17 protein-coding genes are annotated in these 18200 nt (G+C 70.0%); 10 read left to right on the top strand and 7 right to left on the bottom strand.

The features are described 5' to 3' along the window. The first annotated feature begins 34 nt into the window (after positions 1-34). From AB0J16_RS29890 to AB0J16_RS29875, 4 genes are all read left to right on the top strand, one after another. Positions 35-1267 (top strand): HAMP domain-containing sensor histidine kinase, encoded by a 1233-nt coding sequence (locus AB0J16_RS29890; protein WP_358545285.1) that lies wholly within the window; start codon positions 35-37, stop codon positions 1265-1267. Positions 1268-1270: 3 nt separating this feature from the next. Beyond that, positions 1271-2617, top strand: a complete 1347-nt coding sequence (locus AB0J16_RS29885) for a HAMP domain-containing sensor histidine kinase (protein ID WP_358545283.1) — start codon at positions 1271-1273, stop codon at positions 2615-2617. Between the two features lie 11 nt (positions 2618-2628). Then, positions 2629-3228 (top strand): TetR/AcrR family transcriptional regulator, encoded by a 600-nt coding sequence (locus AB0J16_RS29880; RefSeq protein ID WP_358545281.1) that lies wholly within the window; start codon positions 2629-2631, stop codon positions 3226-3228. Positions 3229-3294: 66 nt separating this feature from the next. Further along, positions 3295-4260: a diiron oxygenase gene (locus tag AB0J16_RS29875; protein ID WP_358545279.1), complete on the top strand. Its 966-nt coding sequence runs from the start codon at positions 3295-3297 to the stop codon at positions 4258-4260. 22 nt (positions 4261-4282) lie between these two features. Here the strand turns inward: AB0J16_RS29875 and AB0J16_RS29870 are convergent, their stop codons facing one another. Together AB0J16_RS29870 and AB0J16_RS29865 are read right to left on the bottom strand one after the other, a co-directional pair. Beyond that, a complete protein-coding gene (locus tag AB0J16_RS29870) occupies positions 4283-4468 on the bottom strand; it encodes a hypothetical protein (protein WP_358545277.1) in 186 nt (61 codons plus the stop codon). Between the two features lie 547 nt (positions 4469-5015). Beyond that, complete coding sequence (locus AB0J16_RS29865) at positions 5016-5579, bottom strand: class I SAM-dependent methyltransferase (RefSeq protein ID WP_358545275.1); 564 nt, start codon at positions 5577-5579, stop codon at positions 5016-5018. A 130-nt stretch (positions 5580-5709) separates the two neighbouring features. On the opposite strand from AB0J16_RS29865, the gene AB0J16_RS29860 reads away from it, so the two are divergent. Next, the gene (locus tag AB0J16_RS29860; protein ID WP_358545273.1) at positions 5710-6333 is read left to right on the top strand and encodes a copper resistance CopC family protein; all 624 of its coding nucleotides are present in this window, start codon (positions 5710-5712) and stop codon (positions 6331-6333) included. After that, a complete protein-coding gene (locus tag AB0J16_RS29855) occupies positions 6330-7355 on the top strand; it encodes a CopD family protein (RefSeq protein WP_358545271.1) in 1026 nt (341 codons plus the stop codon). The genes AB0J16_RS29860 and AB0J16_RS29855 overlap by 4 nt, the downstream gene beginning before the upstream one ends. On the opposite strand, the gene AB0J16_RS29850 is transcribed toward AB0J16_RS29855, so the two are convergent. Beyond that, positions 7313-8500, bottom strand: a complete 1188-nt coding sequence (locus tag AB0J16_RS29850; protein ID WP_358545269.1) for a hypothetical protein — start codon at positions 8498-8500, stop codon at positions 7313-7315. The two genes, AB0J16_RS29855 and AB0J16_RS29850, sit on opposite strands and share 43 nt — an antisense overlap. Positions 8501-8595: 95 nt before the next feature. After that, positions 8596-9864 carry a cytochrome P450 gene (locus AB0J16_RS29845; protein ID WP_358545267.1) on the bottom strand — a complete coding sequence of 423 codons (1269 nt, stop codon included), beginning with the start codon at positions 9862-9864 and terminating at the stop codon, positions 8596-8598. Between the two features lie 139 nt (positions 9865-10003). On the opposite strand from AB0J16_RS29845, the gene AB0J16_RS29840 reads away from it, so the two are divergent. From AB0J16_RS29840 to AB0J16_RS29830, 3 genes are read left to right on the top strand one after another with little or no spacing between them, the layout of a single operon-like run. Then, a complete protein-coding gene (locus AB0J16_RS29840) occupies positions 10004-10411 on the top strand; it encodes a PaaI family thioesterase (protein WP_225289115.1) in 408 nt (135 codons plus the stop codon). Positions 10412-10458: 47 nt separating this feature from the next. After that, the gene (locus AB0J16_RS29835) at positions 10459-13113 is read left to right on the top strand and encodes a CocE/NonD family hydrolase (RefSeq protein WP_358545265.1); all 2655 of its coding nucleotides are present in this window, start codon (positions 10459-10461) and stop codon (positions 13111-13113) included. Then, positions 13110-14048 carry an ABC transporter permease subunit gene (locus AB0J16_RS29830; RefSeq protein ID WP_358545263.1) on the top strand — a complete coding sequence of 313 codons (939 nt, stop codon included), beginning with the start codon at positions 13110-13112 and terminating at the stop codon, positions 14046-14048. Before AB0J16_RS29835 ends, AB0J16_RS29830 begins: the two co-directional genes overlap by 4 nt. Before the next feature lie 294 nt (positions 14049-14342). Here the strand turns inward: AB0J16_RS29830 and AB0J16_RS29825 are convergent, their stop codons facing one another. Next, positions 14343-14468 (bottom strand): hypothetical protein, encoded by a 126-nt coding sequence (locus tag AB0J16_RS29825; RefSeq protein WP_358437978.1) that lies wholly within the window; start codon positions 14466-14468, stop codon positions 14343-14345. A 121-nt stretch (positions 14469-14589) separates the two neighbouring features. Between AB0J16_RS29825 and AB0J16_RS29820 the strand changes: the two genes are divergently transcribed. Continuing rightward, a complete protein-coding gene (locus tag AB0J16_RS29820; RefSeq protein WP_358545261.1) occupies positions 14590-16701 on the top strand; it encodes an ATPase in 2112 nt (703 codons plus the stop codon). Here the strand turns inward: AB0J16_RS29820 and AB0J16_RS29815 are convergent. Next, entirely contained in the window at positions 16698-17618 is a 921-nt protein-coding gene (locus AB0J16_RS29815; protein WP_358545258.1) for a hypothetical protein, read from the bottom strand. The two genes, AB0J16_RS29820 and AB0J16_RS29815, sit on opposite strands and share 4 nt — an antisense overlap. 154 nt (positions 17619-17772) lie before the next feature. Next, positions 17773-18174 carry an ankyrin repeat domain-containing protein gene (locus AB0J16_RS29810; protein ID WP_357940627.1) on the bottom strand — a complete coding sequence of 134 codons (402 nt, stop codon included), beginning with the start codon at positions 18172-18174 and terminating at the stop codon, positions 17773-17775. Between the last annotated feature and the right edge of the window lie 26 nt (positions 18175-18200).

Here is an 18200-nt window from a genome sequence, read left to right as displayed (position 1 = left end):
TAGGTGTGATCGGCTGATCGCCGGGGGGAAAGGCGTGGTCACACGGTTCGGGCGGTCCGTGCGTGCGCGGCTGACGCTGTTCGCGAGCGTCGCCATGGCGCTGCTGTGCGTCGTGGTCAGCGCGCTCGCGCTGCACGCGGTGCACACCACAGCGGTCGGGCGCCGCACCAACGAGGTGCTCACCGCCGCCCTGCGCGTGGTGCACCTGGTCAAGCGCCATGAGCTGCCTCCGGTCATCAGCGGCGAGGTGGACGGGATCCAGGTCGTCGACTCGGCCGGACGCGTGGTGTCCACGACGGCGAACCTGACCGGCCGCCCGCGCATGAGCGAGTGGACACCCGACGCCGACAACGCCAACCGCACCCGGGTCGCGTGCGACCTGCCCGACTTCCCCGGCCGGTGCGAGATCCTGACCGTCCTGCGCGTCTACGAGCGGGGCGGCGACTGGCTGATCTACGCGGCCGGGGCCACGGTGCCGCGGTACGTCCATCCGGCCATGCTGGGGTTCCTGGGCGGCGACTCTCTCGCGCTGGTGGCGCTGACCTGGTTCGGCGTGTCCCGGGTGGTGGCCAGGACGCTCCGGCCGGTCGACCGGCTGGAGTACGCGGCCGAGCGGCAGCGCAGGTTCGTCGCCGACGTCTCGCACGACCTGCGCAGCCCCATCACCGCCATGCGCGCGCAGGTCGAAGAGGCCATGCTGTACCCCGGCGACGCCGACTGGCAGCGGACCGGGGTGGCGCTGCTGGGCAGCCTGGATCGCCTCCAGGCCATCGTCGGCGACCTGCTGACGCTGGCCCAGCTCGACGCGGGCGCCCCCGCCGTCCGCGAGCCCGTCGACCTGGCCGAGCTGGTCGGCGCCGAGACAGCCGGGCGGCGGTCCAAGCCGGTGATCACCACGCTGGAGCCGGGCGTGACCGTCATGGGCGACCCGGTCCGGCTGGCCCGCCTGCTCACCAATCTGCTGGACAACGCGGAGCGCCATGCCGAGTCCCAGGTCGCGGTGACCGTACGGCACGACGATGAGACGGCCGTGATCGAGATCGTGGACGACGGCGCGGGCATCGCGCCGGACCAGCGGGAGGTGGTGTTCCAGCGCTTCACCCGGCTGAGCGCCGCGCGCGAGCGCGACGCCTGCGGCACCGGGCTGGGGCTGGCCATCGCCCGCGAGATCGCGCTGGCCCACGGCGGCACCCTGACCCTGGAGGACTCCGACCGCGGCGCCCGTTTCGTGGTGCGGCTCCCTCGGACCCCCATCGTGGAAGGCTGAGCGGTGTTCGCCAGATGGTCGGTGCGGCGCCGGATGACGATGGCCGCCCTGCTGTCGACGCTGGTCGGCTACTTCGTCACCGCGGTGCTCATCACACCGCTCGCGCACAGCGTGCTCACCGGGTACCAGATCGACCACGCGGCCAGCGCGGCCCGCCGGGTCGCGGTCAGCGTTCAGCGGTCCGCGCCCGAGCGGATGAGGCCCGTGGCGAGCACCGAGGACGTCGATCTCCTCCAGGTGATCGACGACCACGGCACGGTACGGCAGGCCAGCCCGAGGCTGCTGGGTTATCCGCCGCTCATCAGCGACACCTCCACGGGCGACGACAACCGCCTGGACGCCACGGTCTGCACCAACCGGGTGCCGGGCGTGAAGTGCCTGATCGTCGTGGGGTACCGGGTGCCGGTCGGGTCGGCGTTCTGGACGGTCTGCGCCTACATCCCGGCCGTCCCCTGGTACATCAGCCCGCTCTATGTGGTGGGCGTGCTGCTCGCCGTGCTGCTGCTCTCCGCGATCTCGGCGTACGTAGCCAGGATGACGGTGGTCAAGGCGCTGCGGCCCGTCACGGACATCAAGACCGAGCTGGCCGAGATCACCGCCACGGACCTGGGCCGCCGGGTGCCGCCCTTGCCGCACCGCGACGAGCTCGACGACCTCGCCCGGACCGTGAACCAGACCCTGGACCGGCTGGAGCACGCGGTCCAGCAGGAGCGCAGGTTCGCCGCCGACGCCTCGCACGACCTGCGTACCCCGCTCACCGCGATGCGCACCCAGATCGAGGAGGCCATGCTCCATCCGGACGAGGCCGACTGGCCGCGCACCGCCGTGGCCCTGCTGTCGAGCCTCGACCGGCTGCAGGCCATCGTCACCGACCTGCTGACGCTGGCCAAGCTCGACGCGGGCGCGCCCGGCCTGGGCGCCGACGTGAACCTGGCCGAGCTGGTCGAGGAGGAGCTGGCCCGCCGGCCGCCCGGCAAGCGCGTGGAGCTGGAGCTGAGTCCGGTGGTGGTGACCGGTGACCCGCTGCGCCTGACCCGCCTGCTGGCGAACCTGCTCGACAACGCCGAGCGGCACGCCGAGTCCACGATCACCGTGACCGTCGGCGAGCGGGACGACTGGGGCGTACTGGAGGTCCTGGACGACGGCGCGGGGATCGCGCCGGATCAGCGCGAGAACGTCTTCCGCCGGTTCACCCGACTGGACGCCTCACGCAACCGCGACGCGGGGGGCACGGGGCTCGGGCTGCCCATCGCCCGCGAGATCGCCACGGCGCACGGTGGTACTCTCACGGTCGAAGATTCCGACATCGGCGCCCGGTTTGTCCTACAAATCCCCCGGGCTAGTAGTTAAAGTGGCCCGCTGTGACACGGGGTTTCAGCCGATTACGGCGCGAAGATTTACTGAAGACGGCCTGCGAAGTGATCGCCGAGCAGGGGTTCGGGCATACCAGGACGATCGACATAGCCAGAGCCGCCGGCGTGAGCCAGGCCCTGCTGTTCTACCACTTCGAGACCAAGGACGAGCTGTTCGCGCAGGCGTTCGCCTTTGCCGCCCGGATGCATCTCGACACCCTGGACGCCATCGAGCACTCGCCGGGCACACCGCGCGAGCGGCTGCGCGCGCTGTTGCGCCGCTCCTCCCCCGCGGGCTCCTCCGATGGCTGGCGGCTGTGGATCGACGCCTGGTCGGAGTCCATGCGCAACAAGGAGCTCGAACAGACCGCGCGACGGCTCGACCTGCGGGGCAGGACGATGCTACGCGGGATCATCGAAGCCGGTGTGGCGTCGGGCGACTTCGTCTGCCCCGATCCCGAGGAGTCCACCTGGCGGATCTTCGCGTTGCTCGACGGGCTGGCCATCCAGATCCACGTGCACCCCAAGGTCGTGTCGCGCCGCTGGGCCACCCGGCTCCTCCGTGCGACGGCCGCCGCCGAGGTCGGCCTGAACCCGGACGACCTGTGACTGGCGTCACTCTTCCCCTCTTATTGGATGCTTCGTACAATTACCGGGCGAGGAGAGGAGCAGGCGATGACACGCGCACCGAGCTCTACCACCGCCAGGGAGACCGACGAGCGGGTCGCCGACCGGAGCGCCTACGAGGCGGTCATCCAGCGCCTGTCGAAGGCGTCGGTCGACAAGCACTGGGAGCCGTACAAGGACATCCCCTGGGAGGATCCGGAGTTCCTCGTCGACCAGACCGATCCTCGCTGGGAACTGCCGCAGGTGGACAAGCTCGGCGCCCACCCGTGGTACCAAAGCCGCTCCCCCGAGACGCGGGCCAGGATCGGGCTGTGGCGGCTGGCCACGGCGATGAAGATCGGGCTGCAGTTCGAGAACCTGCTCAAGCGCGGCCTGCTCAACTACGCCTACCGGCTGCCGAACGGGTCACCCGAATTCCGCTACGTCTACCACGAGACCATCGAAGAGGGACATCACGGGATGATGTTCCAGGAGTTCGTCAACCGGACGAAGCTCCCGGTGCGCGGCATGCCGGGGCCGCTCAGCCTGCTCGCCCAGGTCGCCCCCTGGATCCCGCTGATCTCGACCGAGCTGTTCTTCGTGTTCGTGCTCGGCGGCGAGGACCCGATCGACCACGTCCAGCGCAAGGTGCTCAAGGACGACCGGGTCCACCACCCGCTCGAAGAGACGATCATGCGCATCCACATCGCGGAGGAGGCCAGGCACATCTCCTTCGCCCGGCACTACCTGCGCAACCGGGTGCCGAGGATGCCGCGCTACCGGCGCCTCATGCTGGGTGTCGCCTCGCCGATCATCCTGGGGATCATGGCCAGGATCATGCTGGCGCCACCGGGGCCGATGATCAGACGGTTCGCCATCCCGCGTGACGTGGTGACCGAGGTGTACCTGCGCAACCCGGCGGCCAAGCGGGAGATCCGCGACTCGGTGGGCAAGACGCGCGAGCTGTGCACCGAGATCGGCCTGGTGAACGCACTCACCCGGCCGATCTGGCAGGTCATGGGCATCTGGGCCTGAGGGGCTTCGGGCGCGACGAGCTTTAGGAGCGGCGGGCGACCAGCACTTCGGTGGTCGCCCGCTCTTCCCACACGCCCGACGGGTTGGCGACCAGGAGCACCCGCCGGACCGCTTCGGTGAACTCCGTCACCCTGGCGCCGAACCTGTCGGGAGTGGTGTACGAGTACGACAGCTGCAGCCCGATCACGGCGTCGAGGTCCCAGGTCAACCGCCTTTCGAACAGGCTATGAACTGCTGCTCATATTCGCTATGAAAGCCTGAACATCCGCCGTGATCTGTCAAGGTTTCCTCTTGGTTGGCGGCGGTTCGGCCGGGCCGAGCATGATCGGCCCGAGGGCGTGTCATGGGTCGGTGGGGTGCTCGCCGCATCGTTGCCTGCGGTGTCGCTGAGTCTGCCCGCTTGCGATCGCGACAGAGCCAAGAACCGCCCCACCCCGAAACGGCCCACCCGCACCACGTCAGCCAACTCACGAAACAGCTCGCCAGACAACCCGATGACTTTCAGCCGTGTGCCCGACCGGCGCACGGTGCCCGCCCCACCGCCCACCAGCGGTGGACAGCGTCCGGCGGGCCATGCACCCAAGCCGGGACGGCACCAGCCGTACCGGACAGGGCATGTCAGGAACTCTCACCATCGGACCGGCTTCCACCACGCCAAAGCCACCCCCGTGCTCACTCTTACCGAGCACGGGGGCAGCCCAAAGCAGGCTACGCCTGTCCGAGTTGCCTGATTCCTTCAGGGAACCACAGGGAATTCAAGACGCTCGACTCCAGCCGGTCGAACGGCGAGTCGCGAGCACGTCGTCATGGTGCTCCCCGCTGGCCTGGAAGGAGTTGCCCGCCATGAACTCGTTCATCGCGAACTCGGCGCGCACCTCCCGCACGACCGGCTCCCACGCGTGCTCGCCGGGGTCGCGGGAGGGGCCGATCAGAGCCACCGCCCCGTCCGGCGGCAGCAGCAGGTCCAGCTCGGCGAGTACGGCCCTGCGGTCCATCCAGTGGAACGATCGGCCCATGACGACGTCGTCGAACGGCGGCAAGGCGGCCAATGTCGTGGAGTCACCGGACAACCAGCGGATGTTCGGCGCACCGGCGGCGAGGCGCCTGCCCTCGGCCAGCATGCCCTCGTCCGGGTCCACGGCGATCACCTCGCGCACGGCCTCCGCCAGCGGGATCGCCACCGTACCGGGGCCGCAGCCGAGGTCGAGCACCCCGCTGCCGGGGCCGAACGCCCGTGCCAGGCAACCGATCGCCTCCTCCCCGTGTCCGGCCCGGTACTTGGCGTAGAAGGGGGCGGCACCGCCGAACAGGTTCGTCATGGTGAGACGATATTCGGGTTTCTGTTGGCGTCCGCTCTCGTTCGAGGGTGATGAGTTCGACGGTAAAGAGGAGGTCGCGTTGAGGGGCACGGTTCACCGGCTCACCCGGCGACGAGACTTGACGAGTTCGGTGAGACGGCTGGTCGTGATCCTGCTGCTCGCCTTCGCCGGGGTGGGCGTCGCCCTCCCGGCGCGAGCGCACAACGTGCTGGTCGGCAGCGACCCCAAGGACGGGGCGACACTGAGCGCCGCGCCCGGGCGGATCACGCTCGTGTTCGACCAGGCGGTACGCCAGGGATACGCGCAGGTGGGCGTGACCGGGGCCGACGGCACGGCGTGGGCCGACGGGACGGCCGAGGTCGCCGCCGAGAAGGTGTCGATCAAGGTCAAGGCGCTGCGGACGGCCGGGGCCTACGTGGTGGGCTACCGGATCCTGTCGGCCGACGGGCATCCGGTCACCGGCAAGATCGGCTTTACCCTCGCGGCGGGCGCCACGGCCGTACAGGAGGGCGCCGCGACGCAGGACGCCGTCAAGGGCGGCACCGGGGACGCCGGAGCCGAGGCCGCCGAGGCGGCGGCGAACGGCGGGGCGGGGATGGCCGTGGTCTGGATCGTGGGGGCGCTGCTGGTGCTGGCCGCCGGCACGGCCGTGTCGCTGCGCCGCGCCCGCACCCCGGCCCCCGCCGACAGCCTGACATCCGAGGGTGAGGCGCGTGATGGTGAGGCGCGCGACGGCGAGAGGGCGGGCGCGTGACGATCACCGCGCCCCCCAGGCAGCGGGTCGGCGGGCGGTGGGTGGTCGGGGCGTTCACGGTGTGCGCGATCGTCGCCGCCGTGGCGGCCAGCACGTTCACCGCCCAGGAGGCGGTGCCGGGCATCCCGATGCCGGGGCCGGTCGTGGCGTACGGGCTGCCGATCGTACGGGTGCTGCTCGATCTGGCGGCCGTGGCCGTGGTGGGGCTGAGCCTGGTGCCCAAGCTGCTCGGCTTCGACGCGCCGGACCTGACCGAGCCGGTCCTGCGCAGGACGCGGCCACTCACCGTCACCGCCGCGTGGGCGTGGGCGGTCTGCGCGCTGCTGACGATCGTGTTCCAGACCGCCGAGCTGAACCCGGGCGGCCTGCCCACGGTCGGCATGATCGCCGCCTACGTCGACGGTGTCGGCACCGGGCAAGGCTTGCTGTTCAGCGCCGCGTGCGCGCTGGTGGCGGCGGGCATCGGGCTGATGGCCGTGCGGTTCGGCGAGAAGGTTCCCGCCGAGCTGCGGATCATCGTGGCGCTGTTCGGCCTGCTGCCGATTCCGGTGACCGGTCACGCGGTCAACTCCGTCTGGCACGACCCCATCATGATCGCGATGGAGACGCATGTGATGGGCGCGGCGGCGTGGGCGGGCGGGCTGGTGGCGGTGGCGGTGTTCGTCGCGCCGCACCCGTCGCTGCTGGCCGCCGCGCTGCTGCGCTTCTCCAGGATGGCGACCGTCTGCCTGCTGCTGGTCGGCCTGTCCGGGCTGATCACCGGGCTCGGCACGATGGCGCTGACGCCCGGCGTGGAGCTGCCGGGCGCCATCGTGACCAGTCACTACGGGGTGCTCGTGGTGGTGAAGCTGACGCTCACCGCGCTGCTGGTGCCGCTGGCCGGGCACATCAGGTTCCGGCTGTTGCCGCTGATCCGCCGCGCCGAGCCCACGGCCGTGGTCGGCTGGGTGGCCGCCGAGGTGGCCCTGATGGGGATGGCCTACGGCGTGGCGGTCGCGATCACCCGGGCCTCGATCGGCTGACGCCGCGTCGCGAGCCACTCGCAGACCAGCCAGGCGATCATCAGCCCCGCCCCGGCCCAGACGGCCGACGACGGGACCAGGGGCGGCGCGCCGAGCAGGCCGGTCTGCCTCTTCAGCGCGCCGTACACCGCTCCCATGATCGAGCTCTGCGCGGTCAGCGCGCCGTAGACGGCGGCCGTCGCCACGGCCGCCCCGAGCACCGCGCGCACCGGCGCCAGACCCCGCATGGGCAACCGTACGGCGAACGCGAGGTCCACGCAGATACCGGCGATCACCAGGAAGTACGGCAGCGCGGACGGCGGGAAGTTGGTGAACGTGAGCAACGGCCAGGCCACCGTCCTGAAGGCCAGGTAGGAGCCGGCCACCAGTGTCGCCGCCCCGAACCTGCCGATCATCATCCGGGCCACGACCAGCACGGTCACGCCGACGACCACCGCGTACACCGGATAGAGGAAGTCCGGCACGGGAAGGGTGAAGTTGGTCATCATCACCCGGTCGACCGGACGGCCCATCTGGTCGGCGGCGAACCGCAGCAGGATGGGCTCGGCGTATTTGACGCCGTTGTCCCAGGCGCCGCTCGACAGGATGCCGTATTCCTGGTGCTGTTCGGGGAAGTGCACGTTCTCCAGGAAGAACGCGAAGAACGCGCCCAGCATGACCGTGCGTTCCCTGCCGGGCGGCGCGCCCATGAACCAGCCGCGGATCACCCCGGCGATCATGAAGAACGAGCCGCCGTACAGCATGAGGTGGGACGGGCTCCACGAGGTGATGTCCAGGCCGTTGACCCGGTGGTTGATCAGGTCCAGCGGCACCGCGACGAGGAATATGCCGGTGCCCCACTGGATCAGCCGGAGCGCCGCCTTGTCCACGCCGAAGCCGGTGTAGCCGTGGATCACGGTCAGCGCGAGGGCCAGGGCCGTGCCGACGGAGTTGAGCAGGTGCGGCGGCGCCAGGTCGTCGCGCAGCCACTTGAAGTGCCAGGAGACGTCCCAGGTCGCGCCGAGCACCTTGAACGTGAACGCCACCAGCCAGCCGTAGTAGAGAACCCTGAACAGGTCGGGCGGCGTCTCGCGCCCCGCCTGCCCGCGGGTCCAATGCGGCAGAGCCCACTCGGCGGCGGTCTTGATGATTGCGGGAGCCTTCACGGCGGAAATCTTACGATGCCTTCTTCCGGAGCAATACGTGCATCTCCCTCGTGCTGTTGTTCTGCCGCCGAAGGCATCGAGACCGGCGCGCATGGTCAGGCGGAGGTCAACGGCTTTCCTCGGTGTCTCAGCTGTACAGGCAGGTGTTTGAGCCCGTTCTGGAAGTTCGACGTGAGGCGGACGGGCGCCCCCGCGAGCTCGACGTCCCAGGCGAGCAGCTCGGCGAAGACCGCCCGGAACTGCACGCGCGCCAGGTGGGCGCCGAGGCAGAAGTGCGGGCCGAAGCCGAAGCTGACGTGGTCGTTCGGGGTGCGGGCGATGTCGAACCGGTCGGGGTCGGTGAAGACGGACGGATCGCGGTTGGCGGAGGCGTGGTAGACGACGACCTTCTCGCCCGCGCGGATGCTCCGGCCGCCGAGTGTGAGGTCGCGGGTGGCCGTACGGCGGAAGTCCATGACCGGCGGCCAGAACCGCAGCATCTCCTCCACCGCCGAACCGAGCAGAGTCGGGTCGGCGCGCAGCCGGGCCAGCTGGGCGGGGTGTTCGAGGAGGGTGAGCAGGCCGCCGGGGATGCCGTTGCGCAGCGTCTCGTTGCCGGCGACGGCGAACAGGAAGAACATGTTCTCGAACTCCGCCTCGGTCAGGCCGCCGTCCCTCATGGCCGACATGACCGACTCGCCGTGGGTGGTCTTGGCCAGGGCGTGCGCGTACGCGAACATGTCCGCCAATGCCGCCCGGGAGCGGGGGTTCACCCCCGGCCCGAGCCGCGGGCGGGAGGCGGTGGCGAGGCGGCCGATCGGGCTGAGCGACTCGGCGTCGGCCGTGGACAGCCCCGCGTAGTCGGCGTCCTGGTAGCCGATCACCCGGGACGCCCAGTCGTACAGCAGCCGCCTGTCCTCGTCCGGCACGCCCATGACGTGCGCGAGCGTCCAGACGGGCAGGTCGGCGGCGACCTCCACGAAGTCGCACGCGCCCGCGGCGAACAGCGACGCGGCCCGCTCCGCGATCGTCCGCTCCAGCGCCCGCACCGCGCGCGGCGTGAACGCGGCCGCCACGATCCCGCGCAGCCGGAAGTGGTCCGGCGGGTCGGTGTTCAGCATCATCGCCTGCACGAAGGCCAGGTCGGCGGGGGTGTCGGGGTCACGGATCTGCGTGGCGCCCAGGTGCGAGGAGAAGTCGTCGGCCGCGCGCAGCACGTGTTTGACGTCGGCGTGCCGGAACACGCCCCAGTATCCGGGCCCCTCGCGCCATGGGCCGACCGCCGGTTCCGGAATCCGGCAGACGGGGGCTTCCCGACGCAGCCGGTCGTAGAGGTCGTACGGGACGGCGTGCGCGTACGTGGCGGGCAGAAAGACCTCACTCACGGGCGGCGAGTCGTCCGGAACCGGCACAGGCGGCTTTTCCACAGGCGGCTTTTCCACAGGGCGCGTCCGTGGCGGAACGTTATCCACAGGCTCTCGCCGCGTCTCCTCGCTCATGCCTGCCAGCCTGCATGATGGGCGGGTGACTCCAGAAGACGGTGAGGCCATTCTGCGCGACTACTTCGCGCCCTGGATCCAGCAGCTCGGGCTGCGCGTGCGGGAGCTGGGTGAGCGCCACGCGGTGGTGTGCCTGCCCTGGTCCGACGCGCTGGCCAGAGAGGGTGGCGGCCTGTGTGGCCAGGCCATGATGGCCGCCGCCGACACGGCCACGGTCATCGCGATCTCCTCGGCCAGGGGCGGGTTCGTGCCGATGACGACGGTGCAGCAGTCGACGACGTTCCAGCGGCCGGTGACGGGCAAGGACGTGCTCATCGACGTACGCATCTCCAAACTCGGCCGGACGCTGGCCTTCTCCGACGTGACGCTGACGGCCGACGGGGCGGCCGAGCCGGCCGCGCGGGCGTCCACGGTCTACGCGATCTTGGGCTGATCCACTGTCTCAGGGGTTTCTCAGGTGCGGAAAGTAGGCTCAACCACATGAAACGTGTGGCCGCGCTGGTCGCGGTGCTCGCCCTCGCGGGGGTGGTGACGTGGCTGGTGTGGCCGTCCGCCCCCGAGGCGAAGGGCCTCGACCAGCGCATCTCCGTCGTCGACGGGCCGGCGGGCGACCAGCGGGTCGAGCTCGACGCGACGTTCTTCCCGGCCGCGGGCGGCGGGAAGGCTCCGGTCGTGCTGCTCGCGCACGGGTTCGGCGGCAGCAAGCAGAGCGTGCGTCAGCAGGCTCAGCGGCTGGCGCAGGACGGCTACGCGGTGCTGAGCTGGTCGGCCCGCGGTTTCGGCCGTTCGACCGGCGAGATCGCGCTCAACTCCGCCGACTACGAGGTCAAGGACGTCAAGCAGCTCATCGACTGGCTGGCCAAGCGGCCCGACGTCCGGCTCGACGCACCCGGCGACCCGCGGGTGGGCATCGCGGGCGGCTCATACGGCGGGGCCATCGCGCTGATGACGGCCGCCTACGACAGTCGCGTGGACGCGATCGTGCCGCAGATCACCTGGGCCGACCTGGCCGACTCGCTGTTCCCCGACGGCGGTGGCCAGGGTCCGGCCAACGGCGTGTTCAAGCGCATGTGGGCGGGCTACTTCTTCGGCCGCGGCGCCCCGGTCCAGGGCGGCGGCACGGCTCAGGGGCTCGGCGCCGCTCAGGGACTGGGCGCGCTCAGTCGGCAGAGCGTGCTGCTGACGGCCGAGCAGGCAAGGTGCGGCAGGTTCCTGCCCGCGGTCTGCGAGATGTACCAGCAGGTCGCCAAGACCGGGCGGGCCACGCCGGAGGCGATCGAGCTGCTGCGCAAGTCCAGCCCGGTGACGGTGGCCGGCCGCATCAAGGCGCCGACGCTGCTCATCCAGGGGCAGCGCGACTCGCTGTTCCCGCTCGGCCAGGCCGACGCCAACGCCAAGGCGATCGCCGCCGCGGGCACGCCGGTGAGCCTGGCCTGGTTCGACGGCGGCCACGACGGCGGCAACGGCGAGGCCGACTGGCTCTACGACCAGACGGCCGGCTGGTTCGGCCACTACCTCAAGGGTGACGGCTCACCGGTCCCGGAGCGGTTCACCGTGACCCGTGACGGCGGCCGCGACCCCGGCACCCGCCAGCGCATCAGGCTCCACCCCGAGTCCACCGCCTACCCCGGCCTCGGCGGCACCGCCACCACCGCGGTCACGCTCAACGGCCCCGAGCAGAACATCGCCAACCCGCCCGGCGGCTCACCCGCCTCCATCTCCACGGTGCCCGGCACCGGCGGCCTGCTCGGCGGGAGCGGCGGCGCGACCAACCTCAGCGTCGGGCTCGACATGCCCGGCCAGGTGGCCGTCTTCGAGTCGGCGCCGCTCACCGCTCCGCTCCAGCTCACCGGCAGCCCGTCGGTCAAGCTGAAGGTCTACGGCAAGGGCGAGGTGACGCTGTTCGCCAAGGTCTATGACGTGGCCGACACCGTACAGCCGCCCAACCTGCCCGCCGGGCTGGTCTCGCCGTTGCGCGTGACGGTTCCGGAAGGCGCCGACAGCGTGGAGGCCACGGTCACGCTGCCCGCCGTCGACTACCGCTTCGCGGTGGGACACCGGCTGCGGCTGGCGGTGACAACGACCGACATGGGTTACGCGACACCCGTCGAACCGGCCTCCTACCGGGTCGGCCTGGCGGCGCCCGCCCTCGCCGTACCAACGGTGTCCGCGCTGGCCGCACCCACGACCGGGGTGGCGTGGTGGGTGTGGGCGATGCCGCTCGCCGCCATCGCGCTGGCCGCCCTCATCATGGCCACCGGCCGGACCCCGTCCCGCCGCCGGATCCCCGGCGTACGAGACCGGCGCCGAACCGCCACCGACCAGCAGGACGGCAGTTCGTCGGACGTGCTCGGGGAGGACGGCGATCCGTCCGGTGCGGGACCCGTGCCTGGCGAAGAGGTGCCGTTGGAGATCAGGGGGCTCACCAAGGCGTACCGCAATGGTGAGCTGGCCGTTGACGACCTGTCGTTCCGGGTCGAGCGTGGTCAGGTGCTGGGCCTGCTCGGGCCCAACGGCGCGGGCAAGACGACCACGATGCGCATGATGATGGGCCTCATCCAGCCCGACGCCGGTGAGGTCCGCATCTTCGGCGACCGGGTGACACCCGGTGCTCCCGTGCTGTCCAGGCTCGGGTCGTTCGTCGAGGGGCCAGGGTTCCTGCCGCACCTGTCCGGCCGCGACAACATCGAGCTCTATTGGGCCGCCACCGGCCGCCCCACCGCCGACGCCCGGTTCGACGAAGCGCTGGAGATCGCGGATCTGGGCAAGGCGCTGGAGCGGGCCGTACGCACCTACTCGCAGGGCATGCGGCAACGGCTGGCGATCGCCCAGGCCATGCTCGGGCTGCCTGACCTGCTGGTCCTCGACGAACCCACCAACGGCCTCGACCCGCCCCAGATCAGGGAGATGCGCGAGGTGCTCAAGCGCTATGCCCGCGACGGCCGTACGGTGATCGTCTCCAGCCACCTCCTGGCGGAGGTCGAGCAGACGTGCAGCCATGTGGTGGTCATGCACAGAGGCCGTCTGGTGTCGGCGGGTCCGGTGTCGGTGCTGCTCAGTGCCGCCACCTCCACCAACGGACATGGGCCGCGCCTCGAAGACGTGTTCCTCGACCTCATCGGAGAGAAGTCGTGACCCACGGCTCCACAAACGGCTCCACCAACGGGATCGCGACCTTGACCGAGTCGGGGACCGCGACAGGCTCCGTGACCGGGTCCACGGCCCGGTCGGCGGCCGGCTACGCGCCCCGCCGGACGTTGCCGTTGCGGGTCGAGATCGTCAGGCAGTTCAAGCGGCGGCGCACGCTCGTCATGTTCGGGCTGCTGCTCGCGCTGCCGTGGATCCTGGTGATCGCCTTCCAGTTCGGCCCGCAGTCCAGCGGGCAGCAGCAGTCAGCGTTGCGCATCTCCGACCTGGCGACGGCCAGCGGTCTCAACTTCGCGGCGTTCGCCCTGTCGGTGTCGGCCAACTTCCTGCTGGTCGTGGCCGTCGCCCTGTTCTGTGGCGACACCGTGGCGAGCGAGGCCAGCTGGTCGTCGCTGCGTTATCTGCTGGCCGCGCCGGTGCCGCGTGATCGGCTGCTGCGGCAGAAGATCATCGTGGCGCTCGGCTACTCGGCGGCGGCGGTGATCTGCCTGCCCCTGATGGCGCTGCTCGCCGGCACACTGGCGTTCGGCTGGCACGACATCCAGGTGCCCGGCACGGGTGAGACGATCCCGGCGCTCGACGTGCTGCCGCGCTTCGGCATCGTGATCGGCTACGCCCTGGTGAGCCAGCTGGTGGTGGCGGCGCTGGCGTTCCTCATCTCCACGATGACCGACTCACCGCTCGGCGCGGTCGGCGGGGCGGTGGGTCTGTGGATCATCAGCACCATCCTGCAGGCCGTGGAGGCGCTGGGCTCGCTGCGGGAGTTTCTGCCGACCTTCTGGAACACGGCCTGGACAGACGCCCTCGCACCGGAACTCGACTGGAGCGGCATGGCCAAGGGCGCGTCGGTGTCGGTGACGTACGCGGCCATCCTGATCGCGGTGGCCTTCCGCCGCTTCCGCCGCAAGGACGTGGTCAGCTAAGACGCCCACCGCCGCAGGAAGGTCCCGCCCACGCCGCCGGAGTCATCCGCCTTCGGTGGCATGGGCCTCTTCGGCGGCGCAGGCCCCTTCGGCGGCGAACGCCCCCGATCGCTCAAGCCCGTTCTGCGGCGGACGCCTTCAGTGAAGGACATCTGCGCCGACCGGTTTCTGGCCGGTGACGGACTTCTGGCGTATGAGGAAGGCGGCCTGCTATGAGACGCCCTTTGTGTCTGGCCTGCCTGCCTAACGGCGCCTAATGGCGTCCAATGACACCCAACGGCGCCTAACGGACGGTCACCCCCAGTGAGGTGGCTTGTCGTCCAGGTAGAAGGAGTCCGGGTCGGTGTCCTGGGAGTCGCGCCAGTCGCCCCAGCCGAGGTCCGTATCGTCGTCCGTCTGCTCCGGGAGGAATTCACTCACGGTATACATGCTACTCAGAGGGACAAACCCATTCCCGGCCCGCGCGGCTTATCCCGTGCGGCGAAGGGCCTCAAGGGTACGATGCCAAAGCAGGTGTCGCCTATCCCCCGTGAGGTCGCCCATGGCCACCCCGACCGGCTGGCGGCGAGAAGGCAATCTGCCGTCGGAGCTGACCAGCTTCGTGGGGCGGACCCGCTTGCTCGCCAACCTCAAGCGACATCTCGCCGAGTCGCGGCTGGTGACGGTCACGGGCATCGGCGGTGTCGGCAAGTCCCGCACGGTGCTTCGGCTGGCGCACCAGATCCGCTCCCAGTACGAGGACGGCGTCTGGTTCGCCGACCTGGCCCGGTTGCAGGACGCCGGGATGGTCAAGCACACCATCGCGTCGGCGCTGGGCATCGCCGACCAGTCGTCGCGGGCCGAGTCCGAGTCCCTGTCGGAGTGGGTCGGCGAGCGCGACATGCTGCTCATCATCGACACCTGCGAGCATCTGGTGCAGGGCTGCGCCGAGCTGGTCGAGGAGTTGCTGGAGCGCGCTCCCAACCTGAAGGTGCTGGCCACCAGCCGCCAGTCGCTGCACCTGCCCTATGAGCACGTGGTGCCCGTTCCGCCGCTGCAGGTGCCGGGCGACGACCCGACCGAGAGCCTGTTCACCAATGAGTCGGTGCAGCTGTTCGGGGCTCGGGCCGGCGCGGTGATGCCCGATTTCGTGCTCGACGAGCAGAGCATCGGGGCGGTGGCCGAGCTGTGCCGCCGACTCGACGGCATTCCGCTGGCGATCGAGCTGGCGGCCGTACGCCTGCGGGCGCTGTCGGTCGATCAGATCCTGGGGCTGCTGGCCGACCGCTTCAGCCTCCTGGCGGGCGCCAGTCGTACGGCACTACCGCGCCATCAGACGCTGCGCGCGGCGATCGGATGGAGCCACGAGTTGTGCGAACCGGCGGAGAGACTGCTGTGGGCGCGGCTGTCGGTGTTCGCGGGCGATTTCGAGCTCGACGCGGCCAGGTTCGTGTGCGCCGACGACCGGCTGCCGTCCGAGGACATCACCGACCTGGTCACCGGGCTGGTGGAGAAGTCGATCCTGCTGATCAGGAGCAATCACGCCGGAGTCCGCTACAAGCTCATCGACACGCTGGCGGAGTACGGCGAGGAGTGGCTGGACAAGCTCGGCCAGACCGAGCAGATGCGGCACCGGCATCTGGAGTACTACCTGAGCCTGGCGCAGCGCAGCGAGGACGCCTGGTCGGGGCCGAGGCAGATCTACTGGTTCGTCCGCATGCGCCAGGAGCACGACAACGTGCGAGTGGCCCTTGAGCACGCGCTGCGGTCGCCCGGGGAGTCCATTCTGGCGCTGACCCTGCTGTCGTCGCTGTGGTTCATGTGGGTCTGCTGCGGATTCGTACGCGAAGGCCGGCTCTACCTGGAACGCGCCCTGCAGGCCAACCCGGGAGTGAGCAAGCAGCGCTGCAAGGCTCTGTGGGTGCTGTCCTACGTACGCAGCGGCCAGGGCGACAGCGCCGGTGCGCTGGCGGCGGCCGAGCAGTGCAGCACCGAGGCGGTCAGGGTCGGCGACTCCAAGGCGGTCATCCTCGCCTCCAAGATGCAGGGGACTGCGGCCCTGCTGCAGGGCGACCTGCAGAAGGCCAGCGCGCTGCTGGGTGTGGCGATCGAGTTCAACACCGACAACAAGGAGCTCAACCCGGGCCTGCTGCCGGCCATCGTCGAGCTGTCGCTGGTGTTGTCCGCGCAAGGTGAGCTGTATGAGGCCGAGTCCCTGCTGCAGGACTGCCTGCAGGTGTGCCGCGAACGCGGCGAGCTGTGGCTGAGCTCCTACGCGCAGTGGTCGCTGTCCATCACCCGGCTGGCGACGGGCCGGGCCGGGGACGCGCTGCAGAGTGCGCGTGAGGGACTGCGGATCAAGCGCCACTTCCACGACACGCTCGGCACGCTGCTGGTGCTGGAGACCACGGCCCGGATCTTCGCCGTCATGGAGCAGGCGCCGCTCGCCGCGCGGCTGCTCGGCGCGCTCCATCAGAACTGGAAGACGGCCGGCCTGCCCATGCTCGGCGCGCCGTTCCTCACCAGCGACCACGAGCAGTGCGTCAAGGAGTGCCAGAAGGTGATGGGCGAGGACTCCTACAAGAACGCCTTCGAGGAGGGCACGCGGCTCGATCTCGATGAGGCGTCCGCGCTCGCGCTCGGCGAGCTGGACGCCCCAGGAGATGTCGACTAGACGGCCTGCGGCCAGCACGTGCCGGTCGGCCAGGCCTGGACGTAGCGGGCGCTGCCGAGCGAGAACTCGATGTGCCCGCGCACCCAGTGTTCGAGGCCGCGTACATACTTGTGCACCGGTAACGAGGCCCAGCGGTCGAGCACCGCGCGCCGGTCGAGGAAGGCGGCGATGGCTTCGTTGTGCATGTTCGCCACCTCTTGCAGGGCCTCTTGCAGGGTGAGGGTCTTGTGCGTGGCCAGCACCGTGACGAGGTTGTGCCGGGCCTTGTCGTTGCCGCGCTCCTTGGCGTACGACAGCAGGTCATTGTCCCAGCCGATGAGGTCGCAGGCTAGGTCGGAGAGCGCGCGCACGTCCGGATGGTGCCATTCCTCCGCTTCCAGCCGGTAGCCGCCGCACGCGTCGATGAGCGCGAGGCAGGTGTACGTGGCCCCGGTGATGCGGCGCATGAGCACGTAATCCTCGGGCGTGGGGATCAGGTCGACCTCGCGGTTGGCGGCCTCCCAGATCTGGGCGAAGAGGTACTCCTTTACCGTTATGCGCCATCTGTCCACTTGAGCGGGCGTGGCGGTGTCCGAGATTCGGTGGAGCAGCTCGCTCAGAGCGAGCCCGAACGGGTCGGTGGCATCCGGCTCCTTGCGGCCGTCGAGGATCTCGAGGAGCGGCGGAAGGGCGCGGGCCAGCGCAGAGGCCCGGTGTCCCATCAGCTCGCCCTCGCAGAAGGCGTCGTCGAACGCGAAGAGCCAGTTGTACCAGTCGTTGATCAGCCTGAGACTGTCCCGCGGCACGATGGGGTTGGTACGTGCGGCGAGCAGGCCGATCTTTGAGCGCCGGAAGTGCTCGATCGTGTCGGCTCCGGCGAGCATGTGCGAGGCGGCCAGCCATGCGTGGCTTTCCGAGTCGATCTCTGTGGCGTGCACGTTGATCTCGTTCGGGAACGGGCATGGCAATGGAGGGATGCGAAGCGGTCGCCTACTGAAGGAGTGCGCAGAAGTAACCACCTTCCCAGCATGACGATGGGCTGTTCGAAAGGCCACACTCGATAACTTCCCGGACATTTCGCCATATTTCACGCTATGTGCTGATTTGCCGGAACCATTCAAGGAACTGGTCGTTCGCGAACATCCGCGCCGTGTCCACCGCCGAGGGGGCTCCGGCCGCCGGATCCGCGCCCGCGTCGAGCAGCGCTCTGACCACGGCAGACTCCTTCTTGAACACAGCACCCGCCAGAGGTGTCTGGCCACGGTCGTTCGCTCTTCCCGGGTCGGCGCCCAGCTCGGCGAGCATCCGGACGGTCGCGGCGTGACCGTGATAAGCCGCCAGCATCAGCAAAGTGTCACCTTTGCTATTGGTGAGATTTGCCGGAACCCCGGCGTCCACGTAGGCGCGCAACGTCTCCGTGTCGCCCGCCCTGGCCAGGTCGAACATCCGTGTCGCGAACTCTTCGAGCTCCGGATCCTCGTCCATGTCCACCATTCTCCCTCGATAGGGTGCCTTGCACG

Source organism: Nonomuraea sp. NPDC049750 (assembly GCF_040659625.1).
Classification (GTDB): Bacteria; Actinomycetota; Actinomycetes; order Streptosporangiales; family Streptosporangiaceae; genus Nonomuraea.
Note: the sequence above shows the minus strand (reverse complement) of the source record. Positions and strands in the feature narration are given on the sequence as shown.

What these genes read in the sequence shown, in the direction of transcription:
- AB0J16_RS29820 (WP_358545261.1), top strand. Translation starts at nt 14,590, where the DNA reads ATGGCCACCCCGACCGGCTGGCGGCGAGAAGGCAATCTGCCGTCGGAG.
- AB0J16_RS29835 (WP_358545265.1), top strand. Translation starts at nt 10,459, where the DNA reads ATGAAACGTGTGGCCGCGCTGGTCGCGGTGCTCGCCCTCGCGGGGGTG.
- AB0J16_RS29810 (WP_357940627.1), bottom strand. Translation starts at nt 18,174, where the DNA reads ATGGTGGACATGGACGAGGATCCGGAGCTCGAAGAGTTCGCGACACGG.
- AB0J16_RS29865 (WP_358545275.1), bottom strand. Translation starts at nt 5,579, where the DNA reads ATGACGAACCTGTTCGGCGGTGCCGCCCCCTTCTACGCCAAGTACCGG.
- AB0J16_RS29875 (WP_358545279.1), top strand. Translation starts at nt 3,295, where the DNA reads ATGACACGCGCACCGAGCTCTACCACCGCCAGGGAGACCGACGAGCGG.